We start from the raw sequence: 18677 nt of genomic DNA, 5'->3' as shown, positions 1-18677 counted from the left end.
AACGGGGAGGCGTGAGACATGGCCGGGAAGGACCGCGACCGGTTCTCCACCGCGACCAGGCTGCGGCTGCTCGGTGAGCAGACGGCGGCCCGCGTCTACCGGTCCCAGAACCGCCGCCAGGCCCGCCGTTCACGGCTCACCGGGCGGGCCGCGTTCCTGGCGCTGATCGTCTGCTCCCTGGTGGTCGCCCTCGCGTATCCCATGCGGCAGTACATCTCCCAGCGCGACCAGATCGCCGATCAGGAGAGGCTCTCGCGGGAGGCGCACGAGCGGACCGAGGAGCTGCGTGACGAGAAGGCGCGGCTCAAGGACGACGCGTACATCCGCCGTCTCGCGCGCCAGCACCTCCACTACGTGCTGCCCGGCGAGACCGGTTATACGGTGGTCGACCCGGACGCGGCCGAGGTGCGCCGGGGGGAGCCGGGGGCGACGGGGCGGCCCTGGCACTCGAACCTCTGGGACGGCGTCGACAGCGCGGACCGCGAATGACCTCGCGTACGCACCGAGCCGGCTCCCCGCACCACTTCATACAGTCCGACCGATGACATTCAAGGCAGGCATGGACACGCCCCCTCCGCAGACCGAATCCACCACGCCCACCGCCGCGGACATCGCCGCGTTCGAGCTCCAGCTCGGCCGGCCGCCGCGCGGGCTGCGTGCCATCGCGCACCGCTGCCCCTGCGGCAACCCGGACGTGGTCGAGACGCAGCCCCGTCTGGAGGACGGCACGCCGTTCCCGACGACGTATTACCTGACCTGTCCGCGTGCCGCCTCGGCGATCGGCACGCTGGAGGCCAACGGGGTCATGAAGGAGATGACCGAGCGGCTCACCACGGATCCGGAGCTGGCCGCCGCCTACCGTGCCGCGCACGAGGACTACATCGCGCGCCGTGACGCCATCGAGGTCCTGGAGGGCTTCCCGAGCGCGGGCGGCATGCCGGACCGGGTGAAGTGCCTGCACGTCCTGGTCGGCCACTCGCTGGCGGCCGGCCCCGGGGTCAACCCGCTGGGTGACGAGGCGATCGCGATGCTGCCGGAGTGGTGGGCGAAGGGGCCGTGCGTCACGCCGTGCGGCTCCGACGACGCCGGGCCCGGCGCTTCCTGATCCGCCGCCGTACACGTACAACCACAGGAGCCCCATGACCCGCGTTGCCGCCATCGACTGCGGTACCAACTCCATCCGCCTGCTCGTCGCGGACGTGGACCCCGCCACCGGAGCGTTCGCCGAGATCGACCGCCGGATGCGGATCGTCCGGCTCGGCCAGGGCGTCGACCGGACGGGCCGGCTGGCCCCCGAGGCGCTGGAGCGCACCTTCGACGCGTGCCGCGAGTACGCGGAGGCGGTCAAGGAGCTCGGCGCCGAGCGGATCCGGTTCGTCGCCACGTCCGCCTCCCGCGACGCGGAGAACAGCGACACGTTCGTCCGCGGCGTCCTGGACATCCTGGGGGTCGAGCCGGAGGTCGTCACGGGGGACGAGGAGGCGCAGCTCTCGTTCGACGGCGCCACCAAGGAGCTGGTGGGCAGCGATCACCTGGAGAAGCCCTACCTCGTGGTGGACATCGGCGGCGGCTCCACCGAGTTCGTGGTCGGGGACGACCGCGTCCGTGCGGCCCGGTCCGTGGACATCGGCTGCGTACGCATGACCGAGCGTCATCTGGTCCTGGACGGGGCCGTGGTGGACCCGCCCACGCCCGACCGGATCGCCGCGATCCGCGCGGACGTCGGGGCAGCCTTGGATCTGGCGGAGGAGAGCGTGCCGATCTCCTCGGCGGCGACGCTCGTGGGCCTCGCCGGGACGGTCACGACCGTCGCCGCCATGGCGCTCGGGCTCGAGGAGTACGACTCCGAGGCGATCCACCACTCCCGCGTGTCCCTCGCGCAGGTCCGGGAGATCACCGCGCGGCTGCTCGCCTCGACGCACGAGGAGCGGGCCGCGATCCCCGCGATGCACCCGGGCCGGGTCGATGTGATCGCCTCGGGGGCGCTCGTCCTGCTCGCGGTGATGGAGCGGACCGGTGCGCGGGAGGTCGTCGTCAGCGAGCACGACATCCTCGACGGGATCGCCTGGTCGGCGGCCTGATCACAGCGGGGGCGCGGGGGTGGTGAGGCGGCGCTCAAACGCTTCCCGGCCTGCACCTTTGAGCTTGTGGAGCCCCCTCCGGACCCGTTCGGAGGGGGCTTTCGTGAGGCGCCCCGACGAAGTTCGTGAACTTCTTCACAAGGAATTCGGCCCTACCGGCCGAAGTTCTGCTCCTGAAGGGCGGTGCGGGCCGCCCGGAGGCCCGCGCGAGTGTGCTGCGGGAGCGTTTCGAGGGTGTGGCGTCGGCGTGTCCCCGGCGGTTGGTTCGACTTGCCGGAGGGCTCAAGGGCCAGCTCACAAGTGGTGAACAACGTTCGCCGGAACGTCGTGGTTCCCCGTCCGCACCATGACCTGGGTCACGTGGGCGGCGAAGTGTAGCAGAGGGTGGCGCATACCTTGTGAAGGGGCTCACGAGCATGCCCCCCGAGGGGGGTGGATACTCGATGGCATGAGCACCACGGAGCGTCCCAGGATCCTCGTTGTAGGCGGTGGGTACGTAGGCCTGTACGCAGCTCGTCGCATTCTGAAGAAGATGCGGTATGGAGAGGCGACCGTCACGGTCGTCGACCCGCGCTCGTACATGACGTACCAGCCCTTCCTCCCCGAAGCTGCTGCCGGCAGCATCTCGCCTCGGCATGTCGTCGTCCCGCTGCGACGCGTGCTGCCCAAGGCAGAGGTTCTCACCGGCCGTGTCACGACCATCGATCAGGACCGCAAGGTCGCCACGGTCGCGCCGCTCGTCGGCGAGGCCTACGAGCTGCCCTTCGACTACCTGGTCATCGCGATGGGCGCGGTCTCCCGCACCTTCCCGATCCCCGGCCTCGCCGAGCAGGGCATCGGCATGAAGGGCATCGAGGAGTCCATCGGTCTGCGCAACCACGTCCTCGAGCAGCTGGACAAGGCCGACTCGACGACCGATGAGGACGTCCGCCGCAAGGCGCTGACGTTCGTCTTCGTGGGCGGCGGCTTCGCCGGCGCGGAGACCATCGGCGAGGTCGAGGACATGGCGCGCGACGCGGCGAAGTACTACACGAGCGTGAAGCGCGAGGACATGCGCTTCATCCTGGTCGACGCCGCCGACAAGATCCTTCCCGAGGTCGGCCCGAAGCTGGGCGCGTACGGCAAGGAGCACCTGGAGAGCCGCGGTGTCGAGGTCTACCTCTCGACCTCCATGGACTCCTGCGTCGACGGTCACGTGGTGCTGAAGAACGGCCTCGAGGTCGACTCCAGCACGATCGTGTGGACGGCCGGCGTGAAGCCGAACCCGGCGCTGGCCCGCTTCGGTCTGCCGCTCGGCCCGCGTGGTCACGTGGACACCTCCGAGAAGCTCCAGGTGCAGGGCACCGACTACATCTGGGCCGCGGGCGACAACGCCCAGGTTCCGGACATGGTCGGCCGCCGCGCCGGCAACCCGAACGCCTGGTGCCCGCCGAACGCCCAGCACGCGCTGCGTCAGGCGAAGGTCCTCGGTGACAACGTCATCTCCGGCATGCGGGGCTTCCCGCAGAAGGAGTACAGCCACGCCAACAAGGGTGCGGTCGCCGGTCTCGGCCTGCACAAGGGCGTCGCGATGATCGTCATGGGCAAGGTGAAGATCAAGCTCAAGGGCCGTCTCGCCTGGTACATGCACCGCGGCTACCACGGCATGGCCATGCCGACCTGGAACCGTAAGATCCGGATCTTCGCGGACTGGACGCTGGCGATGTTCCTGAAGCGCGAGGTCGTCTCGCTCGGCGCCATGGAGACTCCGCGCGAGGAGTTCTACGAGGCGGCCAAGCCGAGCCCGGCTCCCGTCGCGGCCAAGGCCGACGGCGACAAGAGCACGACCGGCGAAAAGGCCAAGGCCTCCTAGCGCCTGTACGGAACCGAAGGGGTCGTCCGCCATCCGTGGTGCGGGCGGCCCCTTCGGCGTTCCTGGACCCCACCAACTAGATGGTGAGTGCAGCTATTTTGCCGTTCCATTGCCTTGGAGTGGGATGGCGCGGGCGCGGGAAGACGTTGACGCTGGTGTACCTCGCCGCGGCCCCGAGGTGTCGCGGCCCGGTTCGGGTGCGTATATGCGAATTTAGGCACGTTCGGAAACACCACCACGGAGGTGTGCACCATGGCCGACGCCGCATCGCGGCTGACCGCTCTTGCCGAAGAGTTGCTGGGAGAACCCCTGCCCGTCCGGATCCGGGCCTGGGACGGCAGCGAATCCGGGCCGCCGGGTGCCCCCGCCCTGGTCCTGCGTCACCGCCGCGCCCTGCGCCGACTGCTCTGGAAACCGGGCGAGTTGGGCCTCGCCCGCGGCTGGGTGGCCGGTGAGATCGACGTCGAGGGCGACCTGTACGCGGCCCTGGACGCCCTCGCCTCGCTGCTCTGGGAGCGGGGTGCCGACGCGAAGGACTCCGTCCACCCCGTCCGCAACCCCAGGGTGCGGGCGTTCGCCCGCGGCCTCGTCCAGCTGGCCGGCCCCTACCCGCCGCCGCCCCCGCCCGCCGAGGAGGTCCGCCGCCGCACCGGGCCGCTGCACACCAGGCGCCGGGACAAGGAAGCCATCAGCCACCACTACGACGTGGGCAACGACTTCTACGCCATGGTCCTCGGCCCCTCCATGGTCTACTCCTGCGCCTACTGGCAGGAGGGCTCCACCCTGGAGGACGCCCAGCGCGACAAGCTCGACCTCGTCTGCCGCAAGCTCGCGCTCAAGGAGGACGACCGTCTCCTCGACGTCGGCTGCGGCTGGGGCTCCATGGCCATCCACGCCGCCCGTGAGTACGGCGCCCGGGTGACCGGAGTGACCCTCTCCACCGAACAGGCCGCCTTCGCCCGGAAGCGCATCGCCGAGGAGGGCCTCACCGACCGGATCGAGATCAGGGTCCAGGACTACCGGGACGTCAGGGACGGGCCGTACGACGCCATCTCCTCGATCGGCATGGCCGAACACGTGGGGTCGGTCCGCTTCCGTGAGTACGCCGACGACCTCTACGCACTCCTCAGGCCCGGCGGCCGGCTGCTCAACCACCAGATCGCCCGCCGCCCCGAGAAGGACGAGTCGGCTTACCACGTCGACGACTTCATCGACGCCTACGTCTTCCCCGACGGGGAGCTCGCCCCCGTGGGCCGCACCGTCGCCACCCTGGAGGAGGCCGGCTTCGAGGCCCGGGACGTCGAGGCGATCCGGGAGCACTACGCACTGACCCTGCGTCAGTGGGTGGCCAACCTGGAGAAGCACTGGAAGGAGGCCGTACGGGCCACCTCGCCCGGCCGGGCCAGGGTGTGGCGGCTCTACATGGCCGCCTCGGCGCTCTCCTTCGAGCACAACAAGATCGGCGTCAACCAGATCCTCGCGGTCCGGCCGCGGGACGGCGGCGGGTCGGCCATGCCGCTGCGCGCCCGCGACTGGACGGCGTCGGCGAAGGCCTGACCCGGGAACGCGTGGGGGCCGGTACCCGCGACTGCGGGTACCGGCCCCCACGCGTACGCCTACTCCGTCTTGATCGCGGTCAGCATGTTCAGCTTCGCGCCGCTCCGGGCCGGCCACAGCGAGGCCAGCACGCCCACGAGCCCTGCCAGCACCAGGAAGACCGCGAGCCGGTCCCACGGGATGACCAGGGCGTAGCCCGGGATCGAGGCGGACAGGCTCTTGCCGATCGCCCAGCCGAGGAACGTACCGAGGCCCACCCCGACCACCGCTCCGAAGAGCGAGATGACGACGGCCTCCAGCCGGATCATGCGCTTGACCTTGCGCCGGTCGAGACCGATCGCCCGCAGCATGCCGATCTCCTGCTGGCGTTCGAAGACCGACATGGCCAGCGTGTTGACGACTCCGAGTACGGCGATGATCAGGGCCATGGCCAGCAGCGCGTACATGATGTTCAGCGCGGTGTTGATGAATCCGCCGAACATGTCCCGGATGCCCTGGCGGTCCACGACGCTCATCGCCGGGTTGTCGCCGAGCGCGTCGATCACGGCCTTCTCGTTGGCCTCGCTCTGGCCGCCGTCCATGGTCAGCCAGACCTCGCGGATGTCCGAGAGGGTCTCGTGCGGGCCGGCGACGTCCTCGGGGATCAGCATCGGGGAGAGGAACTCGTTGCCCTCGTAGAGCGCGCCGACCTTCAGGGTCTCCTTCTTGTCGTCCTGGAACGTCACGGGAAGGCTGTCGCCGGTCTTCCAGCCGCGCGACTTCGCGGTCTTGCGGTCGACGGCGATCTCGCCGTCCTTCAGCGACGACAGCGAACCGGAGACCGTCTTCAGGTTGAAGACCTTCTCGACGTCGCCCGGGGTGACTCCGGAGGCCGAGACGACGTCGTCGCCGACGGAGGGCCACAGGGAGCGCTGCGGGGACGCCGCCGCGACGCCGTCCGCCTTGCGCAGGGCGGTGACGGCCGACTCGTCGAGCGGGTCCCCGCTGGCCATGGAGACCATGTAGTCGGCCCGGATGTTGTCCGTCGTCATCTTGTCGATGGCCTGGCCGAGCGTGACGCCGAGGACGGAGATACCGGTGACCAGGGTGAGCCCGATCGCCAGGGCGGAGGCGGTGGCTCCGGTACGCCGCGGGTTGCGGACCGCGTTCTGCGCGGCCAGCTTGCCGGAGACCCCGAACACACCCCGCAGGAGCGGGCGCGCCAGGGCGATCACCGGCCGCGAGAGCAGCGGGATGAGCACGATGACACCGATGAGGGCGAGGAAGGCCCCGCCGCCGAGGAGCCACCGGCCGTTCTCGTCGCCCTGTGCGGCACCGGCGACGATCAGGGCGGACCCGACGAGGGTGATGACCGCGCCGAACGAGTTGCGCACGACCAGTGACTTGGTGGTGGCCACGGCGTGCACGCTGCTCATCGCGGCAACCGGCGGGATCTTGGCGGCGCGGCGGGCGGGCAGCCAGGCGGCGAACACGGTGATCAGCACACCGACCGCGAAGGCGGAGCCGACCGCGGTGGGGGAGACGACCAGCGGACCGGCCGGGATCTTCCCGCCGAACATGCCCATCGCGGAGCGGAGCCCCGTCGCGAGGCCGACGCCGAGGACGAAGCCGATCACCGAGGCGATCAGGCCGACGACACCGGCTTCGAGCAGGATGGCCCGCTTGACCTGCCGGCGGGAGGCACCGACGGCGCGCATCAGGGCGAGTTCCTTGGTGCGCTGGGCGATGAGCATGGTGAACGTGTTGGCGATCAGGAACACACCGACGAAGAGGGCGATGGCCGCGAAGGCCAGCAGCATCGAGTTGAGGCTCTTGAGGCCGGACTCGGTCATCTCGGCCTCCTCGTCCGCGAGGGCCGCGCCCGTCTTGGCCTCGGCGTCCTTCGGGAGGAGGGGCTTCACGGCGTCCAGCAGCTTCTGGTCGGACGCGCCGGCCGCGGCGGTCACGGTGACGTCCTTGAACTCGCCGGGCCGCAGGTAGAGCTGCTGCGCGATCTCGGTGTCGAAGAGGACCAGGCTGCCGCCCGCGTTCACGGCGCCGTCCTCGGTGGTGAAGATCCCGGAGAGGGTGTACTCCTTCACCGGCCCGTTCGTGGCGACCCGCACCTTCTCGCCGACGCGGTAGTCACCCTTGTCCGCTGAGGTCCTGTCGAGGGCGATCTGCCCGGCCTCGACCGGGCCCGTGCCCTCGGTGAACGCGTACTGGGCGTCCTTGCCGTCGGCCCCGGGGGAGTAGTTGGAGCCGGTGTTGGACCAGCCGTTGCCGATGAGCTTGCCGTCGGTGTCGGCGACGCCGGCGAACCCGGAGACCCGCCCGGTGGCCTCGGCCACGCCGTCGAGCTCCTGGATCTTCCCGAGGGTGGCCGCGTCGATGCCGGGAGTCTCCTCGTCGCCGCGCTCGGCCCAGGTGGTGACGGCGACGGCCACCTTGTCGTAGTTCTTGGCGGACTGGTTGCGGAAGGCGTTGCCGAGGGTGTCGGTGAAGACCAGGGTGCCCGAGACGAACGCGACGCCGAGCATCACGGCGAGCACGGTCATCAGCAGCCTGGCCTTGTGCGCGAGGACATTGCGCACGGCGGTACGGAACATGTCGTCAATTCCTGGGGGGAGTTCGGAGTGCGGAAGGGTGGTGCGACGGCCTCTGGGACGTCAGCTGGTGCGGCCCTTCGCGTCGAACGCCTTCATCCGGTCGAGGACCCCGTCGGCGGTGGGGTTCATCATCTGGTCGACGACCGCGCCGTCCGCGAGGAACACCACGCGGTCCGCGTAGGAGGCGGCCACCGGGTCGTGGGTCACCATCACCACGGTCTGGCCGAGCTCGCGGACCGAGTTGCGCAGGAAGCCGAGGACCTCGGCGCCGGAGCGGGAGTCGAGGTTTCCGGTCGGCTCGTCACCGAAGATGATCTCCGGCTGCGAGGCCAGGGCACGGGCGACCGCGACGCGCTGCTGCTGGCCGCCGGAGAGCTCCGTGGGGCGGTGCTTCAGCCGCTCGGAGAGGCCCACCATGTCGATGACCTTCTGGAGCCAGGCGGCATCGGGCTTACGGCCGGCGATGTCCATCGGCAGGGTGATGTTCTCCAGGGCGGTCAGCGTCGGCAGCAGGTTGAAGGCCTGGAAGATGAAGCCGATCTTGTCCCGGCGCAGCTGCGTGAGCTGCTTGTCCTTCAGAACCCCGAGCTCGGTCTCGCCGATGCGCACGGAGCCGCTGCTGAAGCTGTCGAGACCGGCCACGCAGTGCATGAGCGTGGACTTCCCGGACCCCGACGGGCCCATGATCGCGGTGAATTCCCCCTGCGGGAAGTCCACGGTCACGCGGTCGAGGGCGACCACCTGGGTCTCACCCGCGCCGTAGACCTTCGACAGCTCCGTCGCGCGGGCGGCGACCGCGGTGGTGCGGTGAACGGTGGTGGTGGTCACAGGGGTACTCCTGGTTCGGACGAGAGGCTCGCGGGGACCCCTCCATCGTCGCCGCCGTACCGTGCCCGGTCGTCAGCCCTCGTGCCCGTTCCCGGGGCCCTCTTGAGTCGCACCCGCCGGGCGGCGGCGTAGTCCTGAGGTAGGAGAGCGGCCCCGAGTCCGCAGGCCGCTCAGCGGGGCGGGGCGGTGGAGCCGCGGGGCACCAGGCGGGCCGCCGCGTCCTCGAAACCGGGGGCGGAGCCGTCGGCCACCATCGCCAGCAGGGTGCGGGCCGCGTGGGTTCCGTACGCGGGGATGTCCCTGCTCAGCGCGGTCAGCGGGGGGCGTACGACGCGGGAGAGCTGGGAGTCGTCCCAGGCGACGAGCGAGAGGTCGGCGGGGACGTCCAGCCCCATCTCCTGGGCGACCGACAGCCCGGCGACGGCCATGATGTCGTTGTCGTAGATGACGGCGGTCGGCCGGGCGGCCGAGCCGATCAGCCTGCGGGTGGCGCGTGCGCTCTCGTCGCCGGAGTAGTCGGTGTGGACCACCACCGGCTCGTCCAGTCCGAGTTCGGCGCTGATCTCGCGCTGGGCGCGGTCGCGCAACTGGGTGTGGATCAGCTCGGGCAGTCCGGCGACCCGGGCGACGGAGCGGTGGCCGAGCGCGGTCAGGTACTCCAGGGTCTCCCGCAGGGCCGCCGAGTCGTCCGACCACACGGGGGTGAGGGAGCCGGCCGCCGAGGGATGGCCGATCACGACGGCGGGCATGCCCAGCTCGGCGACACCCTCGATGCGCGGGTCGGGGGAGCGCACATCGGCGAGGAACACCCCGTCGACCCGGCCCTCGCCCCACCAGCGGCGGTACACCTCCAGCTCCTGCGCCGGGTCGGCGACCACCTGGAGGAGCAAGGCGCAGCCGCGGGCGGACAGCTCGGTCTCGATACCGCTGATCAGCTCCATGAAGAACGGCTCGACCCCGAGCATCCTGGCGGGCCGGGACAGCGCGAGCCCCACGGTGTCGGCGCGGGCCCGGGTGAGCGCGCGGGCCGCGCTGTTGGGGCGCCAGCCGATCTCCTGCGCGATGGCTTTGATGGACGCGCGGGTCGCGGGGGAGACCCCGGGGCGGTCGTTCAGGGCGTACGACACCGCGACCTTCGACACCCCGGCGCGGCGCGCGATGTCGGCGATCGTGGGGCGGTTCTTCGACATGCGACCTCGCTTAACCGGTTCCCTCTCAGAGGCGCATCTTAGCCACATGTCCCTGACCTCCGCCTTCCCCTTCGCGGTCCAGACCTCTCCGAGGGTTCTGCGAAAGGACTCGGATGGGAGCGCTCCCCCACCCTTGACACCGGCCCGGGGCGCCCATACCTTCACGGCACTTACCCGGTTCAGTAACTCCGCTCGGCAGGGACGGCGGGGGAAAAGGAGGGGCTATGGGTACGCGTACCCGGCTGCGGGTCACCACCGCACTCGCCGTGTTCACGCTCGCCGCGACCGCCTGCACGGGAGGCGGCTCGGGGGCGGGCGGCACCGGCGGGGCGGTCGGCAAGGGCGGCTCGCTGCCGCGCAACGAGACGCTCTACACGACCGGCACCCAGTGGGGGCCTCCGGCCAACTACAACCCGCTGCGCAACTGGGACCACGCGACCGGCACCAAGGGCCTGGTCTACGAGACGCTGTTCCACTTCGACCCGAACGAGGGCGAGCTGACGCCCTGGCTCGCGGAGTCCGGCAGCTGGACCGACGACAAGACGTACGAGGTGAAGCTGCGCCAGGGCATCACCTGGGCCGACGGCAAGCCGCTGACGGCCAAGGACGTGGCGTACTCCTACGGCCTGGGCAAGATCGAGGCCTCCGCCTTCCACTCGCTGTGGAGCTGGCTGTCCGACGCGAAGGCGGTGGACGACACCACGGTCCGCTTCACCTTCAAGGAGGCCCGCTACCAGGAGTGGGACTACACCCTCTACGGCCAGCCGATCGTCCCCGAGCACGTCTGGGGCTCGCGCACCGACGAGGACGTCCTCAACGGCGTCAACGACAAGCCGGTCGGCACCGGGGCGTACAAGCTGAAGAGCAAGACCCAGGACCGGGTCGTCTGGGAGCGGCGGGACGACTGGTGGGGCACGAAGGCGCTGAGCATGACGCCGGCGCCCCGCTACATCGTCGACGTCTCCAACCCGAGCAACGAAGTGGTGATCGGCCAGCTGGGCCAGGGCCAGCTGGACCTCAGCAACAACTTCCTGCCCGGCGCGTCCTCGCTGATCAAGAGCAAGAAGGTCGTGTCGTACTACGACGAGGCGCCGTACATGCTCTCCGCCAACACCGCCTGGCTGGTGCCCAACACCACCAAGAAGCCGATGGACGACGCCGCCTTCCGGCGGGCGCTCGCCGCGTCCGTCGACACCGGGAAGATCGTCAAGGGTGTGTACGGCGACCTGGTCAAGCCGGCCTCCCCGACCGGCCTGCTGCCGCAGTGGGAGCAGTTCGAGGACAAGGCCCTCATCGCGGAGAAGGGTTTCACGCACGACGCCGCCGCGGCGAAGAAGGAGCTCGCGGACGCCGGCTACAAGGACAAGAACGGCGACGGTTTCGTCGAGAACAAGGACGGCTCCGCCCTCAGCCTGAAGCTGGCCGTGCCCTCGGGCTGGACCGACTGGATGGAGGCGGCCAAGGTCATCGCCTCAGGGGCCAAGGACGCGGGGATCAGGATCAGCACCGAGTTCCCCGACCAGAACGCCCTCAACGAGCAGCGCGGCAAGGGGGACTTCGACCTCGTCATCAACAACGAGCGTCAGCTGTCCAGCACCCCGTGGACGTACTACGACTACATCTTCCAGCTGCCGGTCCAGAAGCAGCAGAACACGGTGAACTTCGGGCGCTACGAGAACGAGGAGGCATGGAAGCTGGTCCAGGAGCTCGGCGGGGTCAAGACCGACGACACGGCGGGCATGAAGGCCGCCGTCTCCAAGATCCAGGACATCCAGCTGACCGAGATGCCCATCATCCCGCTCTGGTACAACGGCCTCTGGTCGCAGTCCACCACCGGCACCTGGACGAACTGGCCGTCGGACGCCGAGGGAGCTCCCAGGACGGCGCCGGCCCTGTGGCGCAACTGGCTGGAGATGGGCGGCTTCGAGACGCTCACGCAGCTGAAGCCCGCCAAGTGACGTCGCCGACTCCATGACCGCCCCGCCGTGCGCGTGCACCTGACCGTGCGCGCACGGCGGGGCTCTCCACCAGGGGAGCACCCTTGCGCCGCTATTTCGCCCGCAAACTTCTCATCTACGCACTGACGTTCGTCGTCGCCGTCACCGTCAACTGGATGATCCCGCGCTTCATGCCCGGTGACCCGGTCTCCGCCATGGTCGCCCGCGCCCGCGTCTCGCAGCCGGAGGCCGCCGAGGCGATGCGCACCTATTACAACAACCTGTTCGGCTTCGACGAACCGCTGTGGCAGCAGTACCTCCACTTCTGGGGGGCGCTGCTCCAGGGGGACTTCGGCATCTCCATCTTCGTCTTCCCCACGCCCGTGGGTGACGTCCTGCTCGACGCACTGCCGTACACGCTCGGCCTGATGATCCCGGCCGTCCTGCTCAGCTGGTTCGTGGGCAACTGGATCGGCGCGCTGTCCGCCCGCCGCAAGGTCCTCGACAACACCGTGCTGCCGGCCGGCTATCTGCTCACCGCCATGCCGTACATGTGGATCGCCGTCATCCTCGCCTGGGCGCTGGGTGCGAAGGCCGGCTGGTTCCCCATATCCGGGGGTTACAGCCTGGACATCCAGCCCGGCTGGAACGGCGACTTCGTGATCGACGCGCTCCACCACTGGGTGCTGCCGTTCCTCTCGCTCTTCCTCGTCGCACTCGGCGGCTGGGCCATCGGCATGCGCAACATGATCATTTACGAGCTGGAGTCCGACTACTCGGCGTACCTGTCGGCCCTCGGAGCCCCCCAGCGGCTCATCCGCCGCTACGCGTTCCGCAACGCCGTGCTGCCCCAGGTCACCGGGCTCGCCCTTCAGCTCGGCGTGCTGGTCGCCGGAGCGCTCGTCACCGAGATCGTCTTCGCCTATCCGGGGCTCGGCTCACTGATCCTCGCGGCGATCCAGAACCAGGACTTCTTCCTGCTCCAGGGCGCGTTCCTGTTCATCGTCATCGGCGTACTGATCGCCAACTTCCTCATCGACATCGTGTACGTCGTCGTCGACCCCCGCACCCGTACGGGCATGGCAGGAGGCACGTCATGAGCACACTGCCCGACCCGGCGCCCGAGGCCCCCTCGGCCGGGACCCCCGTGGCCAAGCCGGGCCGCGAGTCGCTGCACTACGCGGTGCGCAACCCCAAGCTGATCATCGGCGTGACCCTCGTCGTCATCCTGCTCGCGATCGGCGTCGTGGGACCGATGCTGCTCGACAACGGCAACCCCAACGAGTACGTGGGCCCGCAGGCGTCCGCGCCGGACGGTACGTACTGGATGGGCACCACCACCTTCGGGCAGGACGTGTACGCCCAGTTCGTGCACGGGCTGCGCGCGACCTTCCTGGTGGGCGTCGTCGGCGGGGCCATCGCCGCCGTCATCGCCATGGTCGTCGGCTTCCTCGCCGGCTACCGGGGCGGGGTCGTCGACGAGGTCCTCAACATGCTCACCAACGTCGTCCTGGTGATCCCCGCCCTCGCCGTCCTGCTGATCATCAACGCCTACATGGGGGTGCGCAGCGTCGCCGTGCAGGGCCTGTTCATCGGCCTGACCTCGTGGCCCTGGGCGGCCCGCGCGATCAGGGCGCAGACGTTCTCGCTGCGCACCCGGGAGTTCGTCGACCTGGCCCGGCTCAGCGGGAGCGGCACCTGGCGGATCGTGTTCCGCGAGATCGCGCCCAACATGAGCTCGTACCTCTTCATGATGTTCATCCTCCTCTTCGGCGGGTCCATCCTCATCGCCTCCTCGCTGGACTTCATCGGGCTCGGCCCGACCGAGGGAGTCTCGCTGGGCCTGATGCTGCAGAGCGCCCAGCAGTGGAGCGCGCTCCAACTCGGCATGTGGTGGTGGTTCGTTCCCCCGGGCGCCGGGATCACCGCGATCGTGGGCGCGCTCTATGTCGCCAACGTGGGCCTCGACGAGGTCTTCAACCCGAAGCTGAGGGAGTCCTGAGCTCATGACCCTGACCGTCAACGATCTGCGGGTCCACTACCGCACGCTGCGTGGCGAGGTACGGGCCCTGGACGGCGTCGGGTTCGACCTGGCGGACGGCGAGATCCTGGGCCTGGCGGGCGAGTCCGGCTGCGGCAAGACCACCCTGGGCAAGTCCCTCATCCGGCTCGACGGCCGGATGCGGCACGTGGGCGGCACCGTGACGCTGGACGGCGACGAACTGCCGCTGTCCGACGACCGCGCGATGAACGCCTACCGTTTCCACAAGATCTCGCTCGTCCCGCAGTACTCGATGAGCGCGCTCAACCCGACCCGCCGCATCGGCCGCATGATCCGCGAACTCCTCGCCTCACGCGGGGTCACCGTGGACACCGGCGAACTGCACCGCAGGCTCGCCCTCGTCGGCCTGGAGCCCGAGGTCCTGGAGCGCTATCCGATCGAGCTGTCCGGCGGCATGAAGCAGCGCGCCGTCATGGTGATCTCCACGCTGCTCGACCCGTCCGTCCTCATCGCCGACGAGGTCACCTCGGCCCTGGACGTCTCCAACCAGCAGGCGGTCGTGGGAGCCCTCACGGGTCTCCGCGACAAGGGCCTGGTCACCAGCATGATCTTCGTGACCCACGACCTCGGGCTGACCTCGCACATCGCCGACTCGATCATGGTGATGTACGCGGGCAAGCTCGCGGAGAAGGCGCCCACGAAGGTGCTGACGACCGCACCCCGCCACCCGTACACGAAGATGCTCATCGGCTCGCTGCCCCAGGTCGGGGCCCGCTTCAAGGACAAGCCGCTCAGCGGCATCGAGGGCTCTCCGCCCTCCCTGCTGAATCCGCCGGCCGGCTGCCGCTTCCGCGACCGCTGCCCCCTCGCCGACAGCGGGTGCGCCGAGGAACCGCCGGTCGTCGAGGTCGCCCCCCGCCACACCGTCGCATGCTGGAAGGCGGCCTGATGCTGACCCTCGACCGTGTCACCAAGACCTTCCGGGCCGGCGCCTTCGGCGGCGGATCCGTCACCGCCGTCGACCGGGTGTCCTTCGAGGCGGCCCCCGGCGAACTGGTCTCGCTCATCGGCGAGAGCGGCAGCGGGAAGTCCACCATCGGCCGCATGGTCCTGGGGCTGACCCGGGTCAGCGCCGGCAGCCTCACCCTGGACGGCGAACAGGTCCGGCCGGGCAAGGACTTCTACCGCCGGGTCCAGGGCGTCTTCCAGGACCCCTTCAGCTGCTACAACCCCGTCTTCAAGGCCGACCGCGTCTTCGCCCTCGTCCGCCGCGCCTACCACCCGGGCGTCTCCGACAAGGAGTGGGACGACCGGGTGGAGAAGGCGGTACGGGACGTGCGCCTGGACCCCGGGCAGGTGCTCGGCCGCTACCCGCACCAGCTCAGCGGCGGCCAGCTGCAGCGTCTGCTCATCGCCCGCGCGCTCCTGCTCGACCTGCGGTTCCTGGTCGCCGACGAGATCACCAGCATGCTCGACGCCTCCACCCGCATCGACGTGCTCAACCTCCTCGCCGGCCTCAAGGAACGCGGCCTGGGCGTCCTCTACATCACCCACGACCTCTCGCTCGGCACCTACCTCGCCGAGAAGACGGTGGTGCTGCGGAACGGCCGCGTCGTCGAACGCGGCGACACCCAGAAGGTCTTCGGCAACCCCCTCCACCCCTACACCCGCACCCTCCTGGCCGCGGTGCCCCGGCTGAACCAGCCCTGGACGTCGGCCGAACCCCTGGGCGCCTGCGCCTTCCACGAAGGGGGCGCGGGGAACAGCGACCTGTACGAGACCGAGCCGGACCACTTCGTCGCCTGCGCCGGACTCCCCGACTGCGGAAGGACCTCCGCGTGACCCCTCGCCACATTCCCCTGCACGACGGCTGGACGCTCGGCGCCGACGGCACCGTCCCGGTGGGGCTCCCCGCAGAAGGCGTCCCCGCGACCGTCCCCGGCTGCGTCCACACCGACCTGCTGGCCGCCGGGCTGATCGACGACCCCTACCTGGACGACAACGAGAGCCGGCTCGGCTGGATCGGCCGCACCGACTGGACGTACCGCACCGACTTCGAGTGGTCCGCCGACGAGCACGAGTTCACCGACCTGTGCTTCGACGGCCTCGACACCGTCGCCACCGTCCTGCTCAACGGCACGGAGATCGGCTCCACCGCCAATCAGCACCGCGGCTACCGCTTCCCCGTCCGGCCGTTGCTGCGTGAGGGGGCCAACACCCTCGCCGTACGCTTCACCGCCCCGTACGCCTACGCCGAGGCGCTGCGCGACAAGCTCGGCGACCGGCCGGGCGCGTATGCGGAGCCGTACGCCTTCATCCGCAAGATGGCCTGCAACTTCGGCTGGGACTGGGGGCCGACGCTGGTCACCTCGGGCATCTGGCGGCCGGTCGCGCTGGAGTCCTGGACCGGCCCGCGCATCGCCGAGGTCAAGGTGCTTGGGGACCTCGACGAGGACGGGGTGCCGCGCCTGGCGGTCACCCTCGATGTCGACCGGGGTGCCGGGGACGGCCCCCTGGAGGCGACGGTCGAGGTGGCCGGCGAACGGGCCGTGCTCGGTGTCCCCGCAGGGCAGCACCGTGCCACCGTCGCCCTCCGCGTCCCCGGGGCGGCGCGCTGGTGGCCGCACAGCCACGGCGAACAGCCCCTGTACGACGTCACCGTCCGCCTCGGCGGCGACGCCTGGAGCGGCAGGACCGGCTTCCGGGGCGTCACCCTGGAGCGCGACGCGTTCCGTGTCTCCGTCAACGACGAGCCCGTCTTCGTACGCGGGGTGAACTGGATCCCGGACGACTGCTTCCCCGCCCGGATCACCCGGCGGCGGGTCTCGGACCGCCTCGACCAGGCGGTCGCCGCGGGCGTCAACCTGATCCGCGTCTGGGGCGGCGGCCTCTACGAGAGCGACGACTTCTACGAGCTGTGCGACGAGAAGGGGCTGCTGGTCTGGCAGGACTTCCCGTTCGCCTGCGCGGCCTACCCGGAGGAGCAGCCGCTGTACGACGAGGTGACCGCCGAGGTACGCGAGAACCTCGTCCGGCTCGCCCCGCACCCCTCGCTGGTGCTGTGGTGCGGCAACAACGAGAACCTGGAGGGCCACGCCGACTGGGGGTGGCAGGAGAAGCTGGAGGGCCGTACCTGGGGCCACGGCTACTACCACGCACTGCTGCCCGCCCTCTGTGCCGAGATCGACCCCACCCGCCCGTACTGGCCGGGGTCGCCCTACTCCGGGTCCCCCGAGCTGCCCCCGAACGACCCCGCCCTGGGGACGGTCCACCTCTGGGAGGTGTGGAACCGGGTCGACTACCGGCACTACGCCGACACCGCGCACCGTTTCGTGGCGGAGTTCGGCTTCCAGGGCCCACCCGCGTACGCCACCCTGCGCCGGGCCGTCAGCGGACCACTGGGCCCGGGCGCCCCGCTGCTCGCCCACCACCAGAAGGCGGAGGACGGCGACGCCAAGCTGCTGCGGGGCCTGGGGGACCACCTCCCGCAACCGTCAGGCTTCGACGACTGGCACTGGCTCACCCAGCTCAACCAGGCCCGCGCGGTCGCCTTCGGGATCCGCCACTTCCGCTCGCACAGCCCGTACTGCATGGGTGCGATCGTGTGGCAGCTCAACGACTGCTGGCCGGTGGTGTCCTGGTCGGCCGTCGACGGGGACGGCCGCCGCAAGCCGCTCTGGTACGCCCTGCGCGCGGTGTACGCGGACCGGCTGATGGCCGTACGGGACGGAGCCCTGCACCTGGTCAACGACTCCGCCCACCCGTGGGAGGGCACGCTGCGGCTGACCCGGCGCTCCCTGGAGGGCGCGGTCCTGGCCGAGGAGACGGTCGTGGTGGGCACGGCGGCCCGTGGCGTCACCCGTGTGCCCCTGCCGTCCTCGGTCGCGGAGCCGGACGACAGCACCCGCGAGGTGCTGGTGGCGGAGCTGGGCGAACAGCGGGTGGTGGAGTTCTACGAGGAGGACACCCGCCTCGCCCTGCCGCCGGCGCGGTATGACGCAGCGGTCACCCAGGGTGACGAATCGGGCATCGGTTACCGGGTCACGGTGACGGCGCGGACACTGCTGCGCGATGTCGCGCTCTTCCCCGACCGGCTGGATCCGGCGGCGGAGGTGGACGACATGCTCGTCACGCTGCTGCCCGGTGAGAGCGCCGTGTTCCACGTCACGGGCGCGGTGCTGAAGGACCCGGAGGCGCTGGGCTCACGGCCGGTACTCCGGTGCGTCAACGACACCGTCGACGGCTGAGGTGGCGGGCCCTGGCGAACGGTGGCGCGGCCCATGGCGTATTGGGCCGTACGGGTGCGGCGACTTTCCGTCATTCCCGTTTGCCAGGGTTCGTACCACTCGACCGGCCCGGGCGTGTGCTGATGCGGTGGGCGGTGTCTGACGGTCCCTCACACGATCAATAAAATAAGACAACATCGGTCGCATGTTCCGCTGTTCGAGGGATGCCCCCGGATAGGGTCTTGTGCCAAAGCGGAGCCGCGCGCCCACGCCCGGGTGGTGGAATGCAGACACGGCGAGCTTAAACCTCGCTGCCTCCTCGGGGGCGTGCCGGTTCGAGTCCGGCTCCGGGCACCACCGCACGGTCGGTGGAGCCCGGGCGGCCGCACGGTACTTCAGCTGTCAACCTCTTAGGC

At 70.2% G+C, this 18677-nt stretch carries 14 protein-coding genes and 1 tRNA gene; 12 read left to right on the top strand and 3 right to left on the bottom strand.

What is annotated here, in order from left to right:
• Positions 1-18 precede the first annotated feature (18 nt).
• The 5 genes from ACIP63_RS30085 to ACIP63_RS30065 all read left to right on the top strand — a co-directional run bounded on the left by ACIP63_RS30085 (position 19) and on the right by ACIP63_RS30065 (position 5490).
• Positions 19-489 (top strand): septum formation initiator family protein, encoded by a 471-nt coding sequence (locus tag ACIP63_RS30085; RefSeq protein ID WP_362942444.1) that lies wholly within the window; start codon positions 19-21, stop codon positions 487-489.
• A gap of 70 nt (positions 490-559) precedes the next feature.
• The gene (locus ACIP63_RS30080; protein WP_401522461.1) at positions 560-1105 is read left to right on the top strand and encodes a DUF501 domain-containing protein; all 546 of its coding nucleotides are present in this window, start codon (positions 560-562) and stop codon (positions 1103-1105) included.
• Positions 1106-1139: 34 nt separating this feature from the next.
• The gene (locus ACIP63_RS30075; protein WP_401521825.1) at positions 1140-2081 is read left to right on the top strand and encodes an exopolyphosphatase; all 942 of its coding nucleotides are present in this window, start codon (positions 1140-1142) and stop codon (positions 2079-2081) included.
• Between the two features lie 448 nt (positions 2082-2529).
• Positions 2530-3933, top strand: coding sequence for an NAD(P)/FAD-dependent oxidoreductase (locus ACIP63_RS30070; RefSeq protein WP_401521823.1), 1404 nt, complete (start codon positions 2530-2532; stop codon positions 3931-3933).
• 252 nt (positions 3934-4185) lie between these two features.
• Positions 4186-5490 carry a class I SAM-dependent methyltransferase gene (locus ACIP63_RS30065; RefSeq protein ID WP_401521821.1) on the top strand — a complete coding sequence of 435 codons (1305 nt, stop codon included), beginning with the start codon at positions 4186-4188 and terminating at the stop codon, positions 5488-5490.
• 59 nt (positions 5491-5549) lie between these two features.
• On the opposite strand, the gene ACIP63_RS30060 is transcribed toward ACIP63_RS30065, so the two are convergent.
• The 3 genes from ACIP63_RS30060 to ACIP63_RS30050 form a co-directional block, all read right to left on the bottom strand.
• A complete protein-coding gene (locus ACIP63_RS30060; RefSeq protein WP_401521818.1) occupies positions 5550-8078 on the bottom strand; it encodes an ABC transporter permease in 2529 nt (842 codons plus the stop codon).
• A gap of 60 nt (positions 8079-8138) precedes the next feature.
• On the bottom strand, positions 8139-8906 hold the full coding sequence (locus ACIP63_RS30055; RefSeq protein ID WP_401521816.1) for an ABC transporter ATP-binding protein: 768 nt from the start codon (positions 8904-8906) through the stop codon (positions 8139-8141).
• Between the two features lie 170 nt (positions 8907-9076).
• Entirely contained in the window at positions 9077-10096 is a 1020-nt protein-coding gene (locus ACIP63_RS30050; RefSeq protein WP_401521814.1) for a LacI family DNA-binding transcriptional regulator, read from the bottom strand.
• Positions 10097-10320: 224 nt separating this feature from the next.
• Here ACIP63_RS30050 and ACIP63_RS30045 point away from each other — a divergent pair, with 224 nt between their 5' ends.
• The 7 genes from ACIP63_RS30045 to ACIP63_RS30015 all read left to right on the top strand — a co-directional run bounded on the left by ACIP63_RS30045 (position 10321) and on the right by ACIP63_RS30015 (position 18618).
• A complete protein-coding gene (locus tag ACIP63_RS30045; RefSeq protein WP_401521812.1) occupies positions 10321-12054 on the top strand; it encodes an ABC transporter substrate-binding protein in 1734 nt (577 codons plus the stop codon).
• A gap of 83 nt (positions 12055-12137) precedes the next feature.
• A complete protein-coding gene (locus ACIP63_RS30040) occupies positions 12138-13133 on the top strand; it encodes an ABC transporter permease (RefSeq protein ID WP_401521811.1) in 996 nt (331 codons plus the stop codon).
• Complete coding sequence (locus ACIP63_RS30035; protein ID WP_401521808.1) at positions 13130-14035, top strand: ABC transporter permease; 906 nt, start codon at positions 13130-13132, stop codon at positions 14033-14035. The genes ACIP63_RS30040 and ACIP63_RS30035 overlap by 4 nt, the downstream gene beginning before the upstream one ends.
• A gap of 4 nt (positions 14036-14039) precedes the next feature.
• The gene (locus tag ACIP63_RS30030; protein WP_401521805.1) at positions 14040-14984 is read left to right on the top strand and encodes an ABC transporter ATP-binding protein; all 945 of its coding nucleotides are present in this window, start codon (positions 14040-14042) and stop codon (positions 14982-14984) included.
• Positions 14984-15877, top strand: coding sequence for an ATP-binding cassette domain-containing protein (locus ACIP63_RS30025; protein ID WP_401521804.1), 894 nt, complete (start codon positions 14984-14986; stop codon positions 15875-15877). Before ACIP63_RS30030 ends, ACIP63_RS30025 begins: the two co-directional genes overlap by 1 nt.
• Positions 15874-18282 carry a glycosyl hydrolase 2 galactose-binding domain-containing protein gene (locus tag ACIP63_RS30020; protein WP_401521801.1) on the top strand — a complete coding sequence of 803 codons (2409 nt, stop codon included), beginning with the start codon at positions 15874-15876 and terminating at the stop codon, positions 18280-18282. Before ACIP63_RS30025 ends, ACIP63_RS30020 begins: the two co-directional genes overlap by 4 nt.
• 249 nt (positions 18283-18531) lie before the next feature.
• Positions 18532-18618: transfer RNA gene (locus ACIP63_RS30015), tRNA-Leu, on the top strand.
• Positions 18619-18677 lie beyond the last annotated feature (59 nt).

This window comes from Streptomyces sp. NPDC088746 (genome assembly GCF_044751065.1).
In the GTDB taxonomy this organism is placed as follows: Bacteria; Actinomycetota; Actinomycetes; order Streptomycetales; family Streptomycetaceae; genus Streptomyces.
Note: the sequence above shows the minus strand (reverse complement) of the source record. Positions and strands in the feature narration are given on the sequence as shown.